At 37.8% G+C, this 23009-nt stretch carries 20 protein-coding genes and 1 pseudogene; 15 read left to right on the plus strand and 6 right to left on the minus strand.

The genetic code is table 11. From position 1 onward, the window contains the following. The first annotated feature begins 9 nt into the window (after positions 1 to 9). On the plus strand, positions 10 to 621 hold the full coding sequence (locus HA632_RS05425; RefSeq protein ID WP_176306195.1) for a porin family protein: 612 nt from the start codon (positions 10 to 12) through the stop codon (positions 619 to 621). Here the strand turns inward: HA632_RS05425 and HA632_RS05430 are convergent, their stop codons facing one another. Next, a complete protein-coding gene (locus tag HA632_RS05430; protein ID WP_176306196.1) occupies positions 622 to 1788 on the minus strand; it encodes a class I SAM-dependent RNA methyltransferase in 1167 nt (388 codons plus the stop codon). 175 nt (positions 1789 to 1963) lie between these two features. On the opposite strand from HA632_RS05430, the gene HA632_RS05435 reads away from it, so the two are divergent. From HA632_RS05435 to HA632_RS05480, 10 genes and pseudogenes are all read left to right on the plus strand, one after another. Next, entirely contained in the window at positions 1964 to 2707 is a 744-nt protein-coding gene (locus HA632_RS05435) for a bifunctional 2-polyprenyl-6-hydroxyphenol methylase/3-demethylubiquinol 3-O-methyltransferase UbiG (RefSeq protein WP_176306197.1), read from the plus strand. Between the two features lie 79 nt (positions 2708 to 2786). Further along, positions 2787 to 3455 (plus strand): ZIP family metal transporter, encoded by a 669-nt coding sequence (locus tag HA632_RS05440; protein ID WP_176306198.1) that lies wholly within the window; start codon positions 2787 to 2789, stop codon positions 3453 to 3455. Between the two features lie 47 nt (positions 3456 to 3502). Next, positions 3503 to 4321: pseudogene (murQ, locus tag HA632_RS05445) on the plus strand (N-acetylmuramic acid 6-phosphate etherase); the annotation flags it as partial. Position 4322: 1 nt separating this feature from the next. Beyond that, positions 4323 to 5009, plus strand: coding sequence for a hypothetical protein (locus tag HA632_RS05450; RefSeq protein WP_176306200.1), 687 nt, complete (start codon positions 4323 to 4325; stop codon positions 5007 to 5009). Between the two features lie 15 nt (positions 5010 to 5024). Beyond that, positions 5025 to 5492, plus strand: coding sequence for a hypothetical protein (locus HA632_RS05455; RefSeq protein ID WP_176306201.1), 468 nt, complete (start codon positions 5025 to 5027; stop codon positions 5490 to 5492). A gap of 3 nt (positions 5493 to 5495) precedes the next feature. Beyond that, on the plus strand, positions 5496 to 5726 hold the full coding sequence (locus tag HA632_RS05460) for a DUF6095 family protein (RefSeq protein ID WP_176306202.1): 231 nt from the start codon (positions 5496 to 5498) through the stop codon (positions 5724 to 5726). After that, positions 5698 to 6285, plus strand: a complete 588-nt coding sequence (locus HA632_RS05465) for a DUF1572 family protein (RefSeq protein WP_176306203.1) — start codon at positions 5698 to 5700, stop codon at positions 6283 to 6285. The genes HA632_RS05460 and HA632_RS05465 overlap by 29 nt, the downstream gene beginning before the upstream one ends. Positions 6286 to 6352: 67 nt before the next feature. Then, positions 6353 to 6724, plus strand: coding sequence for a DNA topoisomerase IV (locus tag HA632_RS05470; RefSeq protein WP_176306204.1), 372 nt, complete (start codon positions 6353 to 6355; stop codon positions 6722 to 6724). A 33-nt stretch (positions 6725 to 6757) separates the two neighbouring features. Beyond that, positions 6758 to 7531: a TerC family protein gene (locus HA632_RS05475; protein ID WP_176306205.1), complete on the plus strand. Its 774-nt coding sequence runs from the start codon at positions 6758 to 6760 to the stop codon at positions 7529 to 7531. Positions 7532 to 7732: 201 nt separating this feature from the next. Further along, entirely contained in the window at positions 7733 to 9376 is a 1644-nt protein-coding gene (locus HA632_RS05480; protein ID WP_176306206.1) for a PAS domain-containing protein, read from the plus strand. Between the two features lie 74 nt (positions 9377 to 9450). Here HA632_RS05480 and HA632_RS05485 read toward each other — a convergent pair whose 3' ends face one another. From HA632_RS05485 to HA632_RS05500, 4 genes are all read right to left on the minus strand, one after another. Then, positions 9451 to 12174, minus strand: coding sequence for a DNA gyrase/topoisomerase IV subunit A (locus HA632_RS05485; protein WP_176306207.1), 2724 nt, complete (start codon positions 12172 to 12174; stop codon positions 9451 to 9453). Between the two features lie 154 nt (positions 12175 to 12328). Continuing rightward, positions 12329 to 14182 (minus strand): DNA topoisomerase IV subunit B, encoded by a 1854-nt coding sequence (locus HA632_RS05490; protein WP_176306208.1) that lies wholly within the window; start codon positions 14180 to 14182, stop codon positions 12329 to 12331. A gap of 209 nt (positions 14183 to 14391) precedes the next feature. Then, positions 14392 to 15486 carry a redox-regulated ATPase YchF gene (gene ychF / locus HA632_RS05495; RefSeq protein ID WP_176306209.1) on the minus strand — a complete coding sequence of 365 codons (1095 nt, stop codon included), beginning with the start codon at positions 15484 to 15486 and terminating at the stop codon, positions 14392 to 14394. Positions 15487 to 15569: 83 nt separating this feature from the next. Next, positions 15570 to 16736 (minus strand): hypothetical protein, encoded by a 1167-nt coding sequence (locus tag HA632_RS05500; RefSeq protein WP_176306210.1) that lies wholly within the window; start codon positions 16734 to 16736, stop codon positions 15570 to 15572. 158 nt (positions 16737 to 16894) lie between these two features. On the opposite strand from HA632_RS05500, the gene HA632_RS05505 reads away from it, so the two are divergent. After that, a complete protein-coding gene (locus HA632_RS05505; RefSeq protein ID WP_176306211.1) occupies positions 16895 to 19387 on the plus strand; it encodes a TonB-dependent siderophore receptor in 2493 nt (830 codons plus the stop codon). 147 nt (positions 19388 to 19534) lie between these two features. Beyond that, complete coding sequence (locus HA632_RS05510) at positions 19535 to 20074, plus strand: hypothetical protein (RefSeq protein WP_176306212.1); 540 nt, start codon at positions 19535 to 19537, stop codon at positions 20072 to 20074. A gap of 95 nt (positions 20075 to 20169) precedes the next feature. Here the strand turns inward: HA632_RS05510 and HA632_RS05515 are convergent, their stop codons facing one another. Continuing rightward, on the minus strand, positions 20170 to 20520 hold the full coding sequence (locus tag HA632_RS05515; protein WP_176306213.1) for a 4Fe-4S dicluster domain-containing protein: 351 nt from the start codon (positions 20518 to 20520) through the stop codon (positions 20170 to 20172). 151 nt (positions 20521 to 20671) lie between these two features. Between HA632_RS05515 and HA632_RS05520 the strand changes: the two genes are divergently transcribed. Together HA632_RS05520 and serC are read left to right on the plus strand one after the other, a co-directional pair. Continuing rightward, positions 20672 to 21730: an acyl-CoA reductase gene (locus HA632_RS05520; protein WP_176306214.1), complete on the plus strand. Its 1059-nt coding sequence runs from the start codon at positions 20672 to 20674 to the stop codon at positions 21728 to 21730. Positions 21731 to 21862: 132 nt separating this feature from the next. Next, positions 21863 to 22957, plus strand: a complete 1095-nt coding sequence (gene serC / locus HA632_RS05525) for a 3-phosphoserine/phosphohydroxythreonine transaminase (protein ID WP_176306215.1) — start codon at positions 21863 to 21865, stop codon at positions 22955 to 22957. The last annotated feature ends 52 nt before the right edge of the window (positions 22958 to 23009 follow it).

Genomic DNA, 23009 nt, shown 5'->3' on the forward strand with positions numbered 1-23009 from the left:
TCTCATTTCATGAAAAAAATCACGCTGTTTGCAGCCGTATTTACTTGTTGTATTTCTTTTGGCCAAAATAAACTCGGCGCTTTTACAGGACTGAATTACTCCTATTTCACAGATACTCCGGGCGGACAAGTGTTGGCAGAAGAATCATTCGGATTACAATTGGGAATTGTTTATGAAAAGGAAATCGCCCCTAAAGTGCATTTCAGACCGAAGTTGATGTTTTCCCAACAAGGAGACAGAACCAAAACACCTGCAACAATCAACTTTGACCCTATGGTGATTGGCAACGGTTTTGAAATGGACCAAATTGATAAAAAATTGACTTATATCAATATTCCTTTAGAATTTAAATTTTGGAACAAAATCTACTTGCTTGCCGGACCACAACTAGGCTTTTTAATCAATGAAAAAGCAATGAGCAGCTTTAGTCAAGACGCTAAGTCTGATATAGACTTCGGATTCAATCTTGGCACCGGATTTACAGTAAACAAACTCTTTTTTGAAGTTGGGATTTACCAAGGTTTAACAACAATCTACAGTTATAACTATTACGCAACCGGCAGTTCAGTCAAAGCCAATAACGGTTACGCCCGATTTACCGTTGGTTATCTTTTCAAGTAGTTATTCTTCAGTGTTTTGTTGGAATTTGGTACGCTTGCTGCCTTCATACATTTCGTATTTCACCAAACGCGCTTCCAAACTTCCGTTGAAAAGTTTGATTTTACGAGAAGGTCTTAAACCAACAAACTTCAAGGCTTCCAAATTACCTGTGATAAACCAAGCATTGGTATTGGGATAGTTATTCTTCAAAGTATCGCCTAATTCGCGGTAAAAACGCTCCAATTCAATATCCAAACGTTCACCATATGGCGGATTGAAAACCATATGCAATGGTCCGGTCGTTTCTTTTTTGGTATCAAAGAAATTCGCCTGACTAATCGTTACATAATCGTCTAAATTGGCATTGATAATATTGTCTTTCGCTTTCTGAACCGCACTCGGCGCTTTGTCGTAACCAATAATATTGTGGTGGAATTCTTTGGTGCGCTTCATCAAGGCATCTATAATTTGGTCAAACAAATCATTGTCCCAATCGTTCCATTTTTCGAAAGCAAATTCCTTGCGATTGATATTCGCCGGAATATTACAGGCTATCATGGCAGCTTCTGCTAAAATCGTTCCCGAACCACACATCGGATCGAGAAAATCGGAACTTCCGTCCCAACCTGAAAGCAACAACATTCCCGCCGCCAACACTTCGTTAATCGGAGCGATATTCGTCGCGGTTCTGTAACCTCTGTGGTGCAATGAAGCTCCGGAAGTATCCAGTGCAACTGAACATTGGTCACGGTCGATGTGAATATTGATTCTTAAATCGGGAAAGTCTTTGTCAATACTTGGTCGCTGTCCGAATTTATCGCGAAATTGATCTACAATCGCGTCTTTTGCTTTTTGGGAAACAAATTGAGAGTGCTTGAAATGATCCGAATGAATGGTAGTGTCAATTACAAAAGTCTGATTGGCATTCATATACTTGCTCCAATCAATTCCCTGAATGCCTTTGTACAAACTTTGGTCGTTAAAAGCCCTGAAATGGTAAATAGGTTTTAAGATTTTTAAAGCCGTTCGCAAAGACAAATTAGCTTTGTACATAAAGCCTTTATCGCCTTTGAAACTCACGGCACGCGTACCAATTTCGACCTCTTGTGCACCTAATTGCTGTAATTCTTCAACCAATATTTCTTCAAAACCAAAAAAGGTTTTGGCTACCATTTTAAAATTCTCCATTTTCAATTATAATTTTTACCACAAAAGACACAAAAGTTAAATTCCTTTGTCTCTTTTGTTTTTCTTGTGTGCCTTTGTAGTTAAACAAGTCACAAAAGGAAATCGGAAAGGTTTTCACTTTCTTCGGCAAAAATACACTAATTTTGCGGGTGAAGAATTCATTTGAAAAGAATAAATGTCAGATACTACAAATTGTAAATCCGAAAATTGGTACGCTTCCTGGTTTGATACACCGTATTACCACATTTTATACAAAGACCGAAATTACCGTGAAGCACAAATCTTCATGGACAATCTTACCCATTATTTAAACTTACCGGAGAAAGCCAAAGTCCTTGATTTAGCTTGCGGAAAAGGCCGACATTCAATCTATCTGAACCAATTGGGTTACGATGTTATGGGTGCTGATTTATCTGAAAACAGCATCAATGAAGCCAACAAAAATGCCAATGAAACACTGCACTTTGTAGTGCATGATAAACGAGAACCTTTTGAACAGAAGTTTGATGCTATCTTTAATCTGTTTACCAGTTTTGGCTACTTTGAAAACGAAGAAGACAATTTGCAAACCTTGATTGCCATCAAAGAAAGTCTCTCGGAATATGGTTTTGCTGTAATTGATTTTATGAATGTTTACACGGTTTTAGAAAATTTAATTCCGGAAGAAACCAAAGAAGTCGATGGTATTACTTTTAACATCAAACGCTATGAAGCCAATCATTTTATCATCAAGGAAATAGATTTTGAAGCTGACGGTCAAAAATTCCACTTTGTAGAAAAAGTAAAAGCCTATACTTTAGAAGATTTTCAACGCATGATGGACCAAGCGGGGATCTATTTATTGGATACTTTTGGTGATTATAAATTGAAAAAATTCCACAAGAATACGAGCGAAAGATTAATAATGATATTTAAATAGTTTATGCGGTTATTTGGTGATTCGGTTATTTGTTTTTTACAAATCACCAAATTGACAAATCAACAAATCAACAACAAAAATGAATTACATACTTCCTTTACTTTCAGTACTTTTAGGTTATGCAATTGCATTGATTATTAAACCTAAAAAGAAGAACAATCTAAAACTGTTATTGGCCTTTAGCGGTTCGTTTTTGTTGTCAATCACTGTAATGGATTTGCTCCCGGAAGTATATGAAAGTCACAACCACAATGTGGGTGTTTTTATCATGGTGGGAATTTTGTTCCAAATTATTTTGGAATTTTTCTCCAAAGGTGCGGAACACGGACACGTTCACGGTCATGATAAAATCAAGCAAATGCCGTGGTTGTTGTTCATCAGTTTATGCATCCACGCTTTTTTAGAAGGCTTTCCCGTTGGACATCACCACGATTTGGCTTACGGAATTGCCATTCACCACTTGCCTATTGCCATTATCTTAACGACATTTTTCCTCAATGCCGAGTTGAATAAAACAGCTTTGTTTGTTTTTATGATTTCGTTTGCTTTCATGACGCCTTTAGGAACATTCGTTTCCGATTCAGCGCCGTCAATAACCCAATACTATACCGAAATCACAGCGGTTGTCATTGGAATTCTGTTCCACATCTCTTCGACAATTATATTTGAAAGCAGCGAAGGACATAAATTTAATATCGCCAAAATTTCGATGATTATTTTCGGGATATTGTTGGCTTGTTTTGTTTAAAAATTTAAACGAAACTTAGTAACTTAGCCACTCAGAACCTTAGTCAATCAAACATGTCCTTCACCAAAACCACCGAACAATCCTCACACTACGAAAGTCTCGAACAAATGTCGGTTCTCGACTTGTTAACCAACATCAACAACGAAGATAAAACCGTGCCTTTGGCTGTGGAAAAAGCTTTGCCGCAAATTGAAACTTTGGTTACCCAAATTGTAGCCAAAATGAAACTTGGCGGGAGATTGTTTTACATTGGTGCCGGAACTTCAGGAAGATTAGGTATTGTAGATGCGTCTGAATGTCCGCCAACGTTTGGTGTGCCATTCGATTTGGTCAACGGAATCATTGCCGGTGGTGACAAAGCCATTCGCAAAGCAGTTGAATTTGCTGAAGATGACAGAGACCAAGCTTGGAAAGATTTGGTTGCCGAAAATATCTCTTCAAATGACATTGTTATTGGCATCGCTGCTTCGGGAACAACGCCTTATGTGATTGGCGGTTTGGAAAAATGTCATGAGAATAATATCATCACCGGTTGTATTACTTGCAATGAAGGAAGTCCGTTAGCCTTGACTGCTCAATTTCCGGTAGTCGTTGTGGTTGGTCCCGAATTCGTAACCGGAAGTTCTCGAATGAAAGCCGGAACCGCACAGAAATTGGTTTTGAATATGATTTCTACCGCAACTATGATTCAATTGGGTCGCGTAAAAGGCAATAAAATGGTCGATATGCAATTGAGCAACGTTAAACTCGTTGACCGAGGTGTTCGCATGATTATGGGAGAAATTCCGGTAAGTTATGAAGAAGCATCAGCTTTGCTGGAAAAACACGGAAGCGTTAGAAAAGCCGTTGAAGCTTACCAAAGTTAGGATGAAAAAAGCGATCAAAATAATACTCTTTTTAATTTTTGCGACTGCAATCGGTATTTATGCCTATCGCAATTCCGTAAGGGCTTCTGTGGTTGAATACCAATCGGAATTAAATCCGGATGATTATCCTAAAACTTTAGACAGTATCAGACAAATCAGAAGCCAATTGAAAGGAAAAAGCACAGCTGAAATAGGAAAATCATTCACCAACCAACTGACGGATAAAATATTTCCCTATTGGTATGGCACCGATTGGAATTTCAATGGCACCAGTCAAAAACCCAACGAAGGTAGCATTGCTTGCGGGTATTTTGTGACCACTACTTTAAGAGACATTGGTGTTGATATCAACCGAGTAAAATTGGCACAATGCGCTTCTGAGGAAATGATTAAAAAGCTGGTTTCAGAAGACAATATTTATCGTTTTTCCAACAAAAATATCCAAGAATTTGAAAAGACTTTAAAAGAAAAAGGGAACGGCATTTACGTAGTCGGATTAGACAATCACACCGGTTTCTTATATTTATCCGATGAAGGCAACTTTTTTATCCATTCCAGCGGTGCGCGTCCGTTTAAAGTGGTTAAAGAAAAATTTATGGAATCCACATTATTGATAAAATCAAAATACCGAGTGGCGGGCAAATTGTCTTCAGACAAACAATTGCTTTCCAATTGGATCCAATTATAATCAGCTAAATCAACTATGAAAAAAAACATCACCTTAGCCCTATTGTTCGTCTCAATGCTTTCTTATTGTCAACAAATGACCATGGAAAAAGGACGATTCTATCTCGGAGGCAACCGAATTGACAGCCGAGAAGCCCGAAACTTATTTGCTACCAATGTCAAAGCTGCTGCGCTTTACAAACAAGCCAAATCAAAAGAAGCATTAGGCGGATTTTTATTGGGCTTTGGTATCGGACTGACTGTTGGCGATTTGGCCATTGGTTTGTTTTCGGATAAAGAATATCCAACGGCCATGACTTATGTTGGGGTTGGCTCAATAGTCATTTCGGTACCGGTACTTTCCGGCAGAAAAAAGCGTTATGAAGAAGCGGTTTCTATTTACAATTCAGAACACAAAGAATTAAAATTAGGTGCCACCAACACTACCGTAAATCTCAACGCTATTGCCAATCAAAATGGCATTGGCTTCCAATTAAAATTTTAAATCATGTCTGTTAAGAAACAACTTCTCGACAAAGGAATTAAATTGATGCTTTACGCCTTACCTTTGATGTTTATTGGGCCGAGTGTGATTTACAATGCCTTTATCAACAAGCAGAATGTTTGGCATTGGCTGGTTTTGGCTGTGGGACTTTTTTTAAGCGGATTGGCCGTATATTTTATGTTTAAAGGAATAAAAACCTTAACTGATGCGCTCTTCGACCATGATAGAAAATAATTATTTAGTAAGCATACAAAAGCAGTTTCTGTATTACAAAGCGATAGCAGAAAAAGCCATTGACCAACTCGAGCCGGAACAATTGTTTGCCACAGTAAATGAAGACACCAATTCGATTGCGATGATTATCCAACATCTGGCCGGCAATATGCTTTCTCGCTTTACAGAGTTCTTGACCAGCGATGGCGAAAAAGATTGGAGAAACCGTGACCGTGAATTTGAAGAAATGATTTCTAATAAAACGGAATTGATGGCTTTGTGGCAAAAAGGTTGGGATTGTTTTTTTAATGCCATTAATACTTTAACGCCTGAACAATTAGCAACCATTGTTTATATTCGAAATGAAGGACATACCGTGGTGGAAGCTATTAATCGTCAATTGGCCCATTACCCATATCACATTGGGCAAATTGTATTTTATGCCAAAATGCTAAAAAATACCGAATGGAATTCGCTCTCCATTCCTAAAAACAAATCTAACGCTTATAATGCCGACAAATTTGCGCAAGACAAAAGCATCAAGAACTTTACGGATGACGAATTGAATCGATTAAAATAAAACCCTAGCCCGGATTGCAGCTGGCTACCCTGTAGCGCGAAAAGCCGGAAATAGCTCCTGATAAAAAATGAAAAAAACAACACTACTTATACTCGCTTTAACCCTCTTTTCTTGTTCCCAAAAAGAGCGCAAGTGTCAAGATTTTAAGACCGGTACTTTTGAATTTACACAAGAGATCAACGGAAAGAAAGTCACCTCTACTTTTACCCGTACAGAAACATTGCAAATTGAAACTTTCAATGGTAAAACTGATACCGCTTCAGTTCGTTGGGTGAATGACTGCGAATTTGTGTTGCAAAAACTGCATCCCAAAACCATGAACGAAAGAAAAGCCATCAGCATGACTATTTTGGCTACTGACGAGAATAGTTATACTTTTGACTACTCTTTTGTAGGCGATGCCAAAAAACAACGCGGCACTGTAACAAAAATGAAATAATCCCGTTTAACCGATACAAACTTAATTTAACCCATGGAAGTATTTTTAAATCCCGATGCTTGGATAGCGCTTTTAACTTTAACATTTTTAGAAATTGTTCTCGGAATTGACAACATCATATTCATTTCAATCGTAACCGGAAAATTGCCCGAAGAGAAACGCAAAAAAGCCACCCAAATTGGTTTGTTCTTGGCCATGTTTATGCGTATCGGTTTATTATTCGGAATTACCCTTTTGATTGCCATGAAAAAACCGCTTTTCAGTTTTGATTGGGGTTGGTTTAGCGCTAATTTCACAGGACAAGCCTTGATTTTATTATTGGGTGGAATATTTCTGATCTATAAAAGCACTAAAGAAATACACGAAAAAGTCGACCATAAAGGCGAAGAGGAAAAAGATTTAAAAACTTCGGCCGCCAAATCATTCAGCAATGTAATTGTGCAAATACTTTTAATTGATTTGATATTCTCTGTCGATAGTATTTTAACTGCTGTAGGAATGACTAGCGGCGTTGAAGGTGCACTAATTATAATGATTACCGCTGTAGTAATTTCAGTTGGGGTAATGATGTTGTTTGCCGTTCCGGTTGGAAATTTTGTCAATGCCAATCCTTCTATTCAAGTACTGGGTTTAGCATTTTTAATCTTAATCGGATTCATGCTTATCACAGAAAGTATGCATTTATCCGAGGCTTCATTAGCCGGACAACACGTTGGAACTGTTCCGAAGGGTTATTTGTACTTTGCCATTGCCTTCTCTTTAGCAGTAGAATTTATCAACATGAAAATGCGCAAAAAAAAGCATTAACAAATATTATTCTACCGAAAAAAACTTTTAAATTTCAAACTCCTAATAATCGCTTAGGAGTTCTTTGCGTAAGAAATATCCTTAAAATACATACTTGTCTCTAATCAAATGATTTTATGATGAATATCATGCTTTTTTAACTCAATTAAAATTACTTTTACCTAAGTTGTGAGGTATGACTTTAGTAAATTGGATATAATTATGGAAAAAAAAATAAGATTATTACGCAAATTCTCCTCTTTTAAAATTGTTTTGGTTTATGCCATTGTTAGTGCCTTTTATATCTTCACTTCAGATTTTTTTTTGGAAGTCTTTGTATCTGATGCCTTTTTGATATCCAAACTGCAAACGGTAAAAGGATTGGCCTTTATCCTCATCACAGCTGTTCTACTTCACTTATTGGTCAAAAGAAATATTGAACGATTATCGACTTATTACCAGCAAATAATTCATGTAAAACAACAATCCGAGATTCGTTCCAAGCAATCTAAAGAAGAATACATTTCTTTATTTAACCACAGTCCATTACCCATGTGGATTTTTGATATTGAAACACTACAGTATTTGCATGTCAATGAAATGGCTTGTACACATTATGGTTTTTCACAAGAGGAATATTTGGCAATGACCTTAAGGGATATCCGTCCTCCGGAAGACATTCCGCAAATGGAAGCATTGCTGCATAAATCATTAGAGAACGAAAACACTTCTTTTTCAGGGGTTATGAGACATCGAAAAAAGAATGGTGACATCATACAGGTAAAAATTAAAACTTCTCATGTTACTTTTGAAGGAAAAAAAGGGATTTTGGTTTCTGCAGTAGATATCACAGCGGAAATAGAAATTCAAAACAAACTGATAGAGACCAACTCCAGGCTCCAGTTAGCTAGTGAATTGGCCAATCTGGGCTATTGGACCAATGATTTGACAAAATCAAAAATTGTTTGGACTGATGAAATCTATAAAATATTTGAAGTCGATCCACAAGACTTTGAACTAACCATGGATAATATTCAGACCTATTTTCATCCCGAGGATCGAATGTATTTTGACCCTGAGGTTTTTTACAATTTTGATGAGAAAATGATCTTTGAGAACGAACTTAGGATTACTGTTGGTTCAGGCAAGTTAAAGTGGATATTAGTTCGAATCCATCTGATCAGAGACAACGATGGCAATCCTATTCAATTAGAGGGTATTGTATTAGACATTACCAAAAGAAAAATGCACGAACAGGAGATATTGGAAAGCAATGAACGGTTTAAGACACTTACCAAAGCAACTGCTGAAGCCATTTTAGATTGGGATGTTATTAACGACAAGGTTTTTTGGGGTGAAGGTTTTAACACCATATTTGGTTATGATATAAGCAATAGCGACAATTATTTATGGGTCAAAAACATTCATCCTGATGACAGTCAAAAGATACTGGATGATTTGAATAGGGCTTTAAAAAACCCGACCAAAGAATATTTTAATGCTGAATACCGATTCTTAAAAGCAAATCATGAAATTGCTTATGTGCAGCACAAGGGTATTTTAATCAGAAATAATCAAGGTAAAGTTACCCGAATTATAGCTGCCATGATTGATTTGACAGAAGCTTTAGAAAAAATGAATAAAATTGAGTTACAAGACAAAGCGCTAAAAGATATTTCCTGGACACAATCGCATGTGGTTAGAGCGCCTCTCGCCAACTTGCTAGGTTTAATTCATTTGTTAAAAGACAATCGTGAATTAGGCGTAAACGATGATAAATTGGTCGATTATATTAGTGATTCTGCTGAAAAGTTGGATCGTATTATTCATAATATTGTCCAAAAAACTAACGAAACAAACCCATAGTTAATCCATCAAAAATACTTTTTGAAATTGACCACATATGTTTAAAAAAAATCCCGCCAAAAGACGGGATTTTTTTATTCTAAGGATAGTGTTATTTGTCCGTCGTCATCAGTTTCCGTCTGAATGTTATCAGAAACATTATCTTCGCCGGTAACTTCTACATCTTCAGGCTGAATTTCTTCCGGTTCTTCGAATGGCAATGGTTCTAGGAGATTGACTTGTTTTAATTTATCCGTTGTCAATTGGTTACCAATCGCTTTTATACCTTTTACGGCGATAAATTGTTCTAAATCGACCGTGATGGTCTCTTTTTGCACCCCTTTGACTTTGGCAAAAATTACTTCTGCCATAGGTCGCCAATCCGTTGAAACAATTTCCAATTGCGATTTCTCGTGCTCTGTGATAAAGGTTTCTTCTTTATTTTCATTTTCAACCAAGAAACGTTTAACAAAATAACGTTCTTTTTCTCCGTCATAATAAATCGCCGAAATCGGTTTCTTAGGATGCCATTTTTCCAAAACAATCATACCTTCTTCAAAATGTGTGGTCAACTCCGGAATAATGGTTTTCAACTTTCCGTTTTGATTGATAATCAGTAAGCGGTCATTAGGCCTGAATTCACCCAGTAATTCTCCTCTACCATCTACATTCAATCTTTGTACTGTATCGTCAAACCACACTTTACGCGGACGCAAAGTAGAGATGCCTTTTTCTTTGAGTTCAATTTTCTTAATCGGATATTTGGTCACGGTATTGCCTCGCGAAGCTCTTCCTTTAATGGCAATATCAGAGAAATCGACATCCCATTTGAGTTTCTTCACGCTGCCGATTTGGCGCAACAAAATCGTAACAGTTTCCGCTTCACCATTAGGATTAGCCGAAAAATACAGTACTTGCGAACCGGCTTTTTCTTGGGTCAAATCATAGAATTTATCACGGGTAATCCCGGAAACATTAAAACGCTTGATAAACGTTGAGCCGTTTTTACCGTCTCGGTACATCATATTGTAAATGGTACGCTTGTCATTTTTATCAAAAACCGCGATATGGATGATGTCTTTGCCCACGAACTTTTTATCATCAACTTTCGCCACCATCATTTTTCCGTCACGCAAGAAAACTATAACGTCATCAATATCGGAACAATCGGCTACATATTCGTCTTTCTTTAAACCGGTTCCAAAGAAACCTTCTTCTTTGTTGACATAGAGTTTGGTATTTCTCAAAACCACTTTCGTCGCTTCAATGGTATCAAAACTTCTCAACTCGGTTTGGCGTTCTCGACCTTTGCCGTATTTGTCTTTTAACTTTTGGAAGAAATCAATCGTATAGTCAATGATATGATCTAAATGATGTTTAACCTCTTCCATTTCAGCTTCCAACTTAGCAATCGCATCATCCGCTTTGTCTGAGTCGAAACGCGTGATACGAATCATCGGAATTTGCGTTAGTTTCTGCAAATCGTCATCATTGATTTCACGAACAAACGATTTTACAAACGGTTTGAAACGGTCATACATATAAACATAAAGCGATTCTCTGTCGGAGTACAATTTGAAATCGATGTACATTTCTTCACGAATGAAGATTTTTTCCAAAGTGGAAAAATGCCATTTGTTTTCTAATTCGTCTAACTGAATTTCCAATTCGCGTTTGAGCAAATCCACCGTGCGATGTGTCGAAATTTTCAACATATCCGAAACACCGATAAACAAAGGTTTGTGGTTTTCAATCACACAACCCAATGGCGCTACTGAAGTTTCACAAGCCGTAAACGCATACAGTGCATCGATAGTTTTATCCGGAGAAACACCCGGCGGAAGATGGATTAAAATCTCTACTTCGGCTGCGGTGTTGTCTTCTATTTTTTTGACTTTGATTTTCCCTTTTTCATTGGCTTTCAGTATACTGTCAATCAGAGTTGAAGTATTGGTTGAAAAAGGAATTTGGGTAATGACTAACGTTTGTTTATCGAGTTGACCAATCTTGGCACGAACTCTTACACGACCGCCACGCATACCATCATTATAATTGGACACATCCGCTATTCCGGCTGTTGGGAAATCAGGAAATAATGTAAAAGGCTTATTTTTTAAAACTTTAATCGAGCAATCAATCAGTTCGTTAAAGTTGTGAGGCAATATTTTAGTCGATAAACCAACAGCGATACCTTCGGCACCTTGAGCTAGCAATAACGGAAATTTTACCGGAAGATTAATCGGTTCGGCACGTCGACCGTCATAAGACATTCCCCATTCGGTGATTTTGGGTGAATACAACACATCGTGGCCAAACTTAGAAATGCGCGCTTCAATATAACGAGAAGCTGCCGCACTATCGCCCGTGAGGATATTTCCCCAGTTTCCTTGCATATCAATAATCAAGTCCTTCTGCCCGATTTGCACCATGGCGTCACCAATACTTGCATCTCCGTGTGGATGGTACTGCATGGTGTGTCCAACGATGTTCGCCACTTTGTTGTAACGACCATCATCCAACTCTTTCATGGAATGCATGATACGGCGTTGTACCGGTTTGAAACCATCTTCTATGGCGGGAACGGCGCGTTCCAAAATTACATAAGAAGCGTAATCGAGGAACCAATCCTTGTACATACCGGTTACTTTGGTAATGGTATCTTCGGGATTTTCATCGTTTTCATAAAAATGACTGCCGGTGGAAGGCCGAATTACGTCTTCAAAACCTTCTTCTGCAGTTTCCTCATTCGTTGATTCGTTCAACTCATCGTTGTTGTCGTCTTCGTTGGGAATGATATCGTCTTCTTCTTCGTCTTTCATATAAAAAGTTGCAAAGTTGCAAAGTTGCAGAGTTCCAAAGTTAGGCTACTACTTTACTTGTAATTTTATTTACTTTTTTAATATTAATTTAAAGCTATAGAGTTTAATAAGTACAAAAAATACTTTGCTACTTTGCAACTCTGTAACTTTGTCACTATTTCTCAACCACATCCAATTCCACTTTCAAATTATTGATAATAAAATCTTGTCGGTCCGGGGTATTTTTGCCCATGTAGAATTCGAGTAAGGTTTCAATCGATGTGGCTTTGTCTAACATCACCGGATCAAGGCGAATGTCTTGTCCGATAAAGTGTTTGAACTCATCAGGTGAAATTTCTCCCAATCCTTTGAATCGCGTGATTTCCGGTTTGGGTTTTAGCTTTTCGATGGCGTTTACCCTTTCTTCTTCGCTGTAACAATAGATGGTTTCTTTTTTGTTTCGCACACGGAATAATGGTGTTTGCAAAATGTATAAATGACCATCTTTAATCAACTCAGGGAAAAATTGCAGGAAGAATGTAATTAGCAACAAGCGAATATGCATCCCGTCTACATCGGCATCTGTTGCGATTACGATGTTATTGTAACGCAAATCGCCCATATCTTCCTCAATGTCTAAAGCGGCTTGCAATAGGTTAAACTCTTCGTTTTCATAGACAATCTTTTTGGTCATACCATACGAATTCAAAGGCTTACCGCGCAAACTAAACACCGCTTGTGTATTCACATCACGCGATTTGGTAATAGAACCCGACGCGGAATCTCCCTCGGTGATGAAAAGTGTACTTTCTAAACTTCGTGGATTTTTGGCATCGGTTAAATGCACTCGGCAATCGCGTAGTTTTTTATTGTGTAAACTCGCTTTTTTGGCTCTGTCTTTGGCTAACTTCCGAATTCCCGATAATTCTTTACGTTCTCTTTCCGCCTGAAGGATTTTGCGCAATAACAAATCGGCTACTTCAGGGTTTTTGTGCAAATAGTTATCGAGTTTGGTTTTGATAAAATCATTGACAAACGTACGCACCGACGGGCCTTTCGGGCCAATATCAGTTGAACCCAATTTGGTTTTGGTTTGCGATTCAAAAACCGGTTCTTCTACTTTTACCGAAATGGCGGAAACAATCGACTTTCGGATATCTGATGCTTCAAAGTTTTTATTGTAAAACTCTTTGATGGTTTTAACAATTGCTTCACGGAAAGCCCCCAAATGCGTTCCTCCTTGCGTGGTATTTTGTCCATTCACAAACGAATGGTATTCTTCTGAGTATTGTGATTTACTGTGTGTCAGAGCCACTTCGATATCGTCACCCAACAAATGGATGATTGGATATTGCATGTCTTCCTCTGTAATGGTTTCTTCCAATAAATCTTTTAAACCGTTATCTGAATAGAACTTTTCACCATTGTAATAAATGGTCAAACCAGTATTCAGGTAACAGTAATTTTTGAGCATTTTGATTACATACTCATTGCGGTATTTGTAATTTTTAAAAATGGCTTCATCGGCAATGAAAGCCACTTTGGTTCCTTTGCGCTTGGTAGACTCCTGAATGTCTTCTTCAATTGTTAGATTTCCGGCAGAGAACTCGGCTGCTTTTTGTTGGTTATCCCGAACCGATTCCACCCGAAAATAATTCGATAACGCATTAACCGCTTTGGTACCGACACCATTTAAACCAACAGATTTCTTGAAGGCTTTGGAATCATATTTACCACCGGTATTCATTTTGGAAACCACATCGACTACTTTTCCTAACGGAATACCACGACCATAATCGCGAACCGTAACCATTTTGTCTTTGATGGTCACTTCAATCACTTTTCCGGCTCCCATCACAAACTCATCGATACAGTTATCGATGACTTCTTTGAGTAGGATGTAAATACCATCATCGGGCGAAGAGCCGTCACCGAGCTTTCCGATGTACATACCGGGACGCATTCGGATGTGTTCTTTCCAGTCGAGTGAACGGATATTGTCTTCAGTATATTGATTTTGTTCTGACATTTTAAAAAGTAACGAATTTCAGCTAATATAGTGGAATTAGACTGAGTTTTGAAAAGTTATTTATCAAAGTTATTAAGAATGTTTTTGACAAATTTTTGAAGACAAAAAAGAACAAAGAGCAAAGAGAATAGACTGTTTTACATAAAAAAAACTGCTGAATTTCTCCAGCAGCTTATCTATATTCTCTCTTCTATTTTCTATATTCTTGCTTACACATTAAATCGGAAATGCATCACGTCGCCATCTTTTACAATGTATTCCTTACCTTCCACTCTAAGTTTTCCGGCTTCTTTTACTTTGGCTTCTGAACCGTAGTGAGCGAAATCTTCATAAGCAATCACTTCGGCACGGATAAATCCTTTTTCAAAATCGGTGTGAATTACACCGGCTGCTTTAGGTGCGGTATCGCCTATATTGATGGTCCAGGCACGAACTTCTTTAACACCGGCCGTAAAATACGTTTGTTGTTTCAATAATTTATAAGCCGCACGAATCAACACAGAGCTTCCCGGTTCGGTTAAGCCTAAATCTTCTAAGAACATTTGACGCTCTTCGTAGGTTTCCAATTCGGTGATATCGGCTTCGGTACCAACGGCCAAAACGATTACTTCAGCATTTTCATCTTTGACCAATTCGCGTACTTGGTCAACGTAAGCATTTCCGGTAGCGGCCGATTCTTCGTCTACGTTACAAACGTATAAAACCGGTTTGGTAGTGATTAATTGAAAATCTTCCATCAAAGCTTCTTCGTCGGCGTTTTGAGGCACAACGGTTCTGGCTGATTTGGCTTGTAATAAAGCTTCGCGGATTCGGTCTAAGAAAGCTTTTTCTACTTGGGCTTCTTTGTTACCGGTTTTGGCGGCGCGGTTGACTTTCTCCAAACGCTTTTCAACGGTTTCCAAGTCTTTTAACTGCAATTCGATATCGATAGTTTCTTTGTCACGAATCGGGTTTACATTGCCGTCAACGTGTACAATATTGTCATTGTCAAAACAACGCAACACGTGAATAATCGCGTTACACTCTCTGATATTGGCTAAGAATTGATTACCCAAACCCTCGCCTTTACTTGCTCCTTTCACTAATCCGGCGATATCAACGATATCTACAGTAGCCATTTGAACGCGTTCGGGTTTGACCAATTCTTCCAGTTTGTTGATTCTGGGATCAGGAACGTTTACCACTCCTATATTAGGTTCGATAGTACAAAACGGGAAGTTGGCGCTTTGGGCTTTCGCATTTGATAAACAATTAAATAAAGTTGATTTTCCAACATTGGGTAATCCTACAATTCCTGCTTTCATTTTGTTTCTTTGTTATAAAAAGTGTGCAAATATAGCGTAATAAAACCAAGTAACAAAGTGCATCAAAAGGCAAAAAAAGGAAGTTAATTTGCGCGGTCGACCAATTGCTCAATGATGGCTTGTTCTTCTTCAGTAGCGGCCAATCCCGAGACATTCCAATAGTCTGACAATATGGTGTTTTTTTTGTTGTAAAGTGTTTTGTCCTTAAAGACTTCACTCTCTTTATAACTGTAGTTTTGATTGCTGAAATTAGTGGTTACAAAGTAGTTTCGGACTTCAATATCAGTGGTTTTATTTTTATCAATGCGCTCAAAACCAATTTCTTCTTTAGAACTGACTAAATAATAGTTTTCCCCATCTAACCTGTAAATTGATTTGAATATCGACTTGTAAATATTCTTAGAACCAATGGTTTTTTTCTCCTTAACCTCGGCAATGGTTGTTGGTGAAACGGTGGTGTTCACCTCGATGATAATTTTCTTTTTCCAGTCGTAAATAATTTTAAAATCATCACGTAAACCCTTGTTATTATCCATTGGTGTTACGATGAGCACATTGTAATCCTGATTAGAAGAATAAGCTTTAATTAAAAAATCATACTTCTTTTTGGCTCCCGATTCCAATATGGGTTCTAAGTATTTAAAATTGTAATAATTCTGCATGATATCATTGAGGTTGTAACCCAAAACGTCTGAGTTAATTTGGTCAAACACCAATCCGAATGACCTATTTTGCTCCACCAAAATAGTACTCTTGAAGTTTTTATCTTTGCCGAATAATTGAAAATTCATCAAGCCATCATTATAGTAAGCATAATGACCATCCATTTTAAAAAACTCCCTAGAATAAACTTTCAATCTCGCCGGAACCGTTAATTTTTTGGTGGAATTTTCGACTATATTTTTTAGTATTTTCTGCGGATGCTGCTTGGTGACAATAATCTCATCCAAATCATTGACATTGCTTTTAAGATAAATCACATTATCCGTTTTTTGCAAAGCCGAAGAACGCACCGTGACTTTTAAATAAGAGGAATGTGTAACCTGAATATTGGAGGAACCATTAAGCATAAAAGTCACTTTGCCATCAGAATTACTCAACAAAGACTGTTTGGTCTTTAAGATATAAACCGTTACATCTTCAATTGGAAGATTCGTCTCTGAGTCTTTTAAAATCAGTGACTTTTCAACAGTTTGACCGTGAATTGAAAGACTAAAAACCAATAAAAACAGCAGGTAATATTGTTTCATTCTCAGTTAGGGTTTAAACAAATTTAGCAAAATTTTGTTCAAAATTAAAAAGACAGTAAAATGTTAGTTAATTTGTTGAAATGGTTTTATCAAATGTGTTAAAACAACACTAAAAAAATATTATATTGCATTTAATTAACACCTAACCAACCAACTTTATGAAAAAAATTACACTTTTATTATTTTCATTACAATTCGGATACCTAGCTGCACAAGACAATCCGAATACAACTCAGAAAGACTCGACGAAAGCCAACGAACTCCAAGAAATTAAGATTGTAGGTTCGAGGAATTCCAAAAGAACAGTGGTGAATTCAGCCGTTCCGATTGACATCATTGATGTAAAAAGCGTTACTACCCAAAGCGGTAAGATAGAAATCAATGAATTACTGCAATATGCCGCACCTTCATTTAACGCCAACAAACAATCGGGTTCTGATGGTGCTGACCATGTTGACCCCGCCACTTTGAGAGGAATGGGACCCGATCAAACTTTGGTTTTGATTAACGGCAAAAGAAGACACCAGTCATCATTGATTAACTTATTCGGAACTCGAGGACGCGGGAATACCGGTACGGATTTGAATGCGATTCCGGCGGCGGCCATCAAGCGAATTGAGATTCTTCGAGATGGTGCTGCAGCACAATATGGTTCTGATGCCATTGCGGGTGTCATCAATATCGTTTTGAATGACAATGTTGATGAACTCACCGGAACTATTACATATGGTATGTACAGTACCAATGCTGATGGCAATTTCCCTGCCGGAACAGCCAATACCGGCGACAATTTTCTAGACACGAATGCCGATGGAAACAAAACAGCCGACGGAAAAAGCTTTGATGGAAATTCTATCAAGCTAACGACCAACTATGGAACTAAAATTGGTGACAAAGGCGGTTTTGCCAACTTTACCGCGGAGTATTTAAATAAGGAAAAAACATTGCGCCCGGGATTTGATTTCAGACGTGGTTTTGGTGAAGCTTCGATTGAAAGCTTTAATTTCTTTGTCAATGCGGCTATTCCGGTTTCGGATAAAACCAAGTTTTATGCATTTGGTGGTAGAAATTTCAGAGATACTGATGCGTATGCCTTTACCCGAAACAATCCTTCTCCGAGAATTGTAACCGATATTTACCCGAACGGATTTACGCCGAGAATTACCTCTTTAATAATTGACAATTCGGTTTCTGCCGGATTCAGAACCCAAACTGCCAGTGGCTGGAATTTGGACATCAGTAATACTTATGGTAAAAACTTATTCCATTATTATATTAAAGGTACTTTGAACGCCTCACTGGAAGAAGCTTCACCTACAGAATTTGATGCCGGTGGTCACACTTTGAGCCAAAACACGGTTAACTTGGATTTGTCTAAAAATTATGATGGCGTTCTAAACGGATTAAACTTGGCCTTTGGTGGCGAATATAGAACCGAACAATTCACCATTTTTGCAGGAGAAGAAGGTTCCTATGCCACTTATGACGTAAACGGACAACCGATAACAGACCCATTGAATCAAACCATTCCAAATGACCCTAATACCGGAGAACCAAGACCGGGCGGTTCACAGGGTTTCCCGGGATACAGTCCGGATAATGAAGTCAACCGAAGCCGTTCCAATGTGTCGCTTTATGCTGATGGTGAATTGGATGTAAACGATAATTTCATGGTAAGTTCCGCTTTGCGTTTTGAAAATTACAGTGATTTCGGAAGTACTATTAATGGAAAATTGGCCGCGCGATTAAAAACCGGAGCAAACATTAATTTAAGAGGTTCTATTAGTTCGGGGTTCAGAGCGCCTTCATTGGCACAGATTTATTACAACCTTCGTTTCACCAATTTCTCTTCGAGCGGCGCTTCGGAAATTTTATTGTCGCCTAATAATAGTCCGGTAACTCAAGCCTTTGGAATTGGTAAATTAAATGAAGAAAAAGCCATCAACGGTTCGCTTGGTTTCACAGCTTCTTATGGTGATTTCACCGCTACCATCGATGGTTATATGGTAAATGTGACCGACAGAATTGTGTTGACCGGCTATTTCGATGCATCGGCTTTAAACATTGGTGTTGACCAAGCGCAATTTTTCGTAAATGGTGTTGACACCAAAACAACCGGTTTGGATGTGGTTATTTCATGGAAAAAGAAATTTGGAGACAATTCCTTTGCTGCTACTTTAGTGGGAAACATCAATGATATGAAAGTAGACAAAGTAAACAATGGAACTTTAGACGAACAGACATTCTTTGGAGAAAGAGAAAAAGCGTTCCTTTTGGCTTCGGCTCCGGATAATAAATTTGCTTTAAACCTGAATTACTCGCGTAAATGGTTTGATGCCGGATTGGCTTTTACCCGCTTTAGCGAAGTAAAATTGTTAGACTATCAAATGTATGAGGACGTTGCGGATTATGGCACTTTTGCCAATCAAATCAAAGCCGCTACAGATACTTACGGGGCTAAAATTGTAACCGATTTGACTTTAGGGTTCAACCTTTCCAAAAATACCAAATTGAGTGTTGGAAGTAATAACTTGTTCAACGTTTATCCTGATCAACAAGACGACTGGGTGGAAGCCGGCGGTTATTGGGATGCGGTACAAATGGGCTTTGGTGGTGCATACTATTATGCCCGAATGAACTTCAAATTCTAAACTAAATATTAATATCACAAAGGTCCTGAGTTTTAGCTCGGGACTTTTTTTTATGTGTATCTTATAACATTAAAGTAAAATAATGTAACATATAATATTGGTTTTGGGAATAGATTTGTAATGTACTAATCATTAAAATTATACATTATGAAAGTTCTACTTTTAAGCACACTTACCTTGCTGTTTACGATTAATAGTCAGGCTCAAAATACCAATGTGAAATCTGAAGTTAAAACAACCACCAAAACCATCAAGGATTCTAAAGGTGAGAAAAAAATTGTAAAAACGGAGGAGATTAAAGAAGTGCAGAAAATCAAATTGGAAGAGGCCAAAGCCAATAGCTTAAACATTCCAATGAAAGCTGACCAAGAAGTTGATGTGACTAAAAAAACCAAATTAGCTGTAGACGGCGTAACCCAATTTGTTGATGTAGACCGATCGGCATATTACACTTTTAACGGTCAAAAATACCAAGTTGCCATTGACAAAAGCGGTTATACGATGGCCATTCCTGACAATCAGGAACGCGCGGTTTTGAGAAGAACTTCCAACAACAATTATATTTATAAAAACAAGGATAAACTCTCTGTTGGTTATTTTGATGCAGAAGGAAATCTAGTCTTAGAGACTTATGATGAAAAAACAGACACAGTAGTCCTTGAAAAATTTATTGTTGTGAAGCCTTAATATATTTCATGTTTTGTTGGGAAAGCCCGGGCACTTGTGTTCGGGTTTTTGTTTTTCAGAAATAAAAAAACCTCAAAAAATTGAGGTTTAAATGATTATTCGTTGTGCAAAAATGATTGTCTGTTAAGTAAGGTTTCTTCACTTTCTACATGGTTGTCATCAGGAATACAACAATCCACAGGACAAACGGCTGCACATTGTGGTTCTTCGTGAAAACCTTTACATTCCGTACACTTGCTCGGAACTATGTAATATATATCGTCTGAAATTGGAGTTTGAGCAGCATCAGCGTCTACTTCAGTGCCGTCTGGCAAAATAATCTTGCCTTTTAATTTGGTCCCGTCTTTATAGCGCCAATCGTCAGCACCTTCGTAAATAGCAGTGTTTGGACATTCGGGTTCACAGGCACCGCAGTTGATACATTCGTCAGTTATTATGATAGCCATTTTGTTCTAGTTTGGAGTTTTGGAGTTAAGAGTTTGGAGTTTTACAAGCAAGGCGTTTTCTAATTACTCCCAACTCAATACTTCCAACTCATTACTTTTTCACTATTTTTGTGCAAAATTACAATCAAAACCATTCATAAACAAGCGACTGATGTTACAAATCGAGAAAAAAAAATGTTTTAACGAATTAGGCCGATTTTTAAGCCAATTTTCTTTGGAACAAAACAGTAAAAACGAGGCTGTTCTTCATAATGATTTGTTCTTCGATAGTTTTGTTGCTTTGATTGAATTGTCCCAATCACACAATGGATGGTTTACACCGGAACAAGTGTATCATTCGGTACAATCTTGGGCGAAAGCTTTGCAAGAAGATAATTTGAACCAATGGTTATCAAATTATGATTTCTCGAAAGTACAGCCAAAAACCGTTGGCCTTATACTCGCAGGAAATATTCCGTTGGTTGGCTTTCACGATTTTCTTTCCGTATTAATTTCAGGACATAAAGTTTTGGTAAAGACTTCTTCGAATGACCAACATTTAATTAAATTTTTGGCCCAATATTTAATCGCTGTCAACCCGGAAATAGAAAACTACATCACCTTTACCGATGGTAAATTAGAAAACTTTGATGCGGTAATCGCCACCGGAAGCAACAACACGGCTCGTTATTTTGAGTTTTATTTTAAAGACAAGCCGAGTATCATTCGCAAAAATCGAAACTCAGTAGCACTTTTAACCGGAGAGGAAACGCAGGAAGATTTGGTGCAATTAGGAGAAGACATTTTTAGATATTTTGGGTTGGGTTGCCGAAATGTTTCCAAACTATTTGTCCCGAAAGGGTACGACTTTCAGCCATTCTTTCAGGCGATTTACGAATACAAAGACGTAATCTTCTACGAAAAATATTCTAACAATTACGATTACAACAAAGCCGTTTTCTTAATGAGTAACTTTAAGTTATTGGATAACGAATTCTTAACGTTGAAAGAAGACAGCAGTTACGCCTCGCCTATTTCTTCGGTGTTTTATGAATACTATGAAAATATTGAAGACATTAAAAAGCAGTTGAAAAACGATGCGGACCAAATTCAGTGTATTGTTTCTAAAGGATTGGTTAAAAACAGTATTCCTTTTGGCAAAACCCAACAGCCTGAACTTTGGGACTATGCGGATAATTTGGATACTTTGGAGTTTTTACTACAAATCTGATTGAAAGATTCCTAATAAATGTTATAAACTAAAACGTTTTCGTTAATAAGATGGGCTTATTATTGCGGAATTCTAACCGCTTATTTTGGCACTATTTCCGAAATTTGCACTTTAATTTTTTGGAAATCCATCATGAAAAAACACAATTACAGCGCCGGACCATGTATACTTCCGCAAGAAGTTTTTGAAAAATCTGCTCAGGCAGTTTTGAATTTCAATAATTCCGGATTGTCTTTATTAGAGATTTCACACCGAAGCAAAGATTTCGTAGCCGTAATGGACGAAGTAAGAGCGTTGGTTTTAGAGCTATTAGGTTTGGAAGGCAAAGGTTACCAAGCATTGTTTTTGCAAGGTGGCGCGAGTTTAGAATTTTTGATGGTTCCATATAATTTAATGAAAGTGAATGGCAAAGCGGCTTATTTAGATACCGGAACTTGGGCCAACAACGCGATTAAGGAAGCCAAACTATTTGGTGAAACTGTAGTGGTTGCATCTTCCAAAGAGCAAAATTACAATCATATTCCAACCGACTATACGATTCCTGCGGATGCGAGTTACTTTCACTGTACGAGTAACAATACGATTTTCGGAACCCAAATGAAATCTTTTCCTAAAACCGATATCCCGGTGGTTTGTGATATGAGTTCGGACATTTTTTCCCGCACTTTAGATTTCTCTCAATTCGACTTAATTTATGCCGGAGCTCAGAAAAATATGGGCGCCGCCGGAGCAACATTGGTTGTGGTGAAAGAAGAAATATTGGGCAAATCAGGTAGAACGATTCCGAGTATTTTGGATTATGAAAAACACATTAAGGCCGAAAGTATGTACAATACACCGGCTGTTTTTGCAGTGTACACTTGTTTGTTGACTTTACAATGGTTGAAAAACCAAGGAGGCATCGCTGCAATTGAAAAAATCAATGAAGCCAAAGCCAATTTATTGTATTCAGAAATTGACCGCAACACCATGTTCAAAGGAACCGCAGCGGTGGCAGACAGAAGTTTTATGAATGCTACTTTCTTATTGGAAAATCCTGAACTTCAGGAATCGTTTGACAAGATGTGGAAAGAAGCCGGTATTTCGGGCATTACCGGACATCGTTCTGTAGGCGGTTACAGGGCTTCTATGTACAATGCCTTGCCATTAGAAAGCGTTCAAGTTTTGGTCGATGTGATGAAGGAATTTGAAAACTTATACAGTACACAATCGCAATTAGCAGAATAATAGCCCCGACCTGTCTGCCGGCAGGCAGGTTGCAGTGGAAATCCTTTTTATC

It is taken from the genome of Flavobacterium sp. J49 (genome assembly GCF_011742145.1).
Lineage (GTDB): Bacteria > Bacteroidota > Bacteroidia > Flavobacteriales > Flavobacteriaceae > Flavobacterium.

Excerpts from the sequence above, each read along its gene's own strand:
- HA632_RS05455 (WP_176306201.1), top strand. The coding sequence starts at position 5,025 with ATGAAAAAAAACATCACCTTAGCCCTATTGTTCGTCTCAATGCTTTCT.
- HA632_RS05520 (WP_176306214.1), top strand. The coding sequence starts at position 20,672 with ATGTTACAAATCGAGAAAAAAAAATGTTTTAACGAATTAGGCCGATTT.
- HA632_RS05460 (WP_176306202.1), top strand. The coding sequence starts at position 5,496 with ATGTCTGTTAAGAAACAACTTCTCGACAAAGGAATTAAATTGATGCTT.
- HA632_RS05485 (WP_176306207.1), bottom strand. The coding sequence starts at position 12,174 with ATGAAAGACGAAGAAGAAGACGATATCATTCCCAACGAAGACGACAAC.
- HA632_RS05435 (WP_176306197.1), top strand. The coding sequence starts at position 1,964 with ATGTCAGATACTACAAATTGTAAATCCGAAAATTGGTACGCTTCCTGG.
- HA632_RS05505 (WP_176306211.1), top strand. The coding sequence starts at position 16,895 with ATGAAAAAAATTACACTTTTATTATTTTCATTACAATTCGGATACCTA.
- HA632_RS05510 (WP_176306212.1), top strand. The coding sequence starts at position 19,535 with ATGAAAGTTCTACTTTTAAGCACACTTACCTTGCTGTTTACGATTAAT.
- HA632_RS05465 (WP_176306203.1), top strand. The coding sequence starts at position 5,698 with ATGCGCTCTTCGACCATGATAGAAAATAATTATTTAGTAAGCATACAA.
- HA632_RS05500 (WP_176306210.1), bottom strand. The coding sequence starts at position 16,736 with ATGAAACAATATTACCTGCTGTTTTTATTGGTTTTTAGTCTTTCAATT.
- HA632_RS05440 (WP_176306198.1), top strand. The coding sequence starts at position 2,787 with ATGAATTACATACTTCCTTTACTTTCAGTACTTTTAGGTTATGCAATT.
- HA632_RS05480 (WP_176306206.1), top strand. The coding sequence starts at position 7,733 with ATGGAAAAAAAAATAAGATTATTACGCAAATTCTCCTCTTTTAAAATT.
- HA632_RS05515 (WP_176306213.1), bottom strand. The coding sequence starts at position 20,520 with ATGGCTATCATAATAACTGACGAATGTATCAACTGCGGTGCCTGTGAA.
- HA632_RS05470 (WP_176306204.1), top strand. The coding sequence starts at position 6,353 with ATGAAAAAAACAACACTACTTATACTCGCTTTAACCCTCTTTTCTTGT.
- HA632_RS05490 (WP_176306208.1), bottom strand. The coding sequence starts at position 14,182 with ATGTCAGAACAAAATCAATATACTGAAGACAATATCCGTTCACTCGAC.
- HA632_RS05475 (WP_176306205.1), top strand. The coding sequence starts at position 6,758 with ATGGAAGTATTTTTAAATCCCGATGCTTGGATAGCGCTTTTAACTTTA.
- HA632_RS05450 (WP_176306200.1), top strand. The coding sequence starts at position 4,323 with ATGAAAAAAGCGATCAAAATAATACTCTTTTTAATTTTTGCGACTGCA.
- serC (WP_176306215.1), top strand. The coding sequence starts at position 21,863 with ATGAAAAAACACAATTACAGCGCCGGACCATGTATACTTCCGCAAGAA.
- ychF (WP_176306209.1), bottom strand. The coding sequence starts at position 15,486 with ATGAAAGCAGGAATTGTAGGATTACCCAATGTTGGAAAATCAACTTTA.
- HA632_RS05430 (WP_176306196.1), bottom strand. The coding sequence starts at position 1,788 with ATGGAGAATTTTAAAATGGTAGCCAAAACCTTTTTTGGTTTTGAAGAA.
- HA632_RS05425 (WP_176306195.1), top strand. The coding sequence starts at position 10 with ATGAAAAAAATCACGCTGTTTGCAGCCGTATTTACTTGTTGTATTTCT.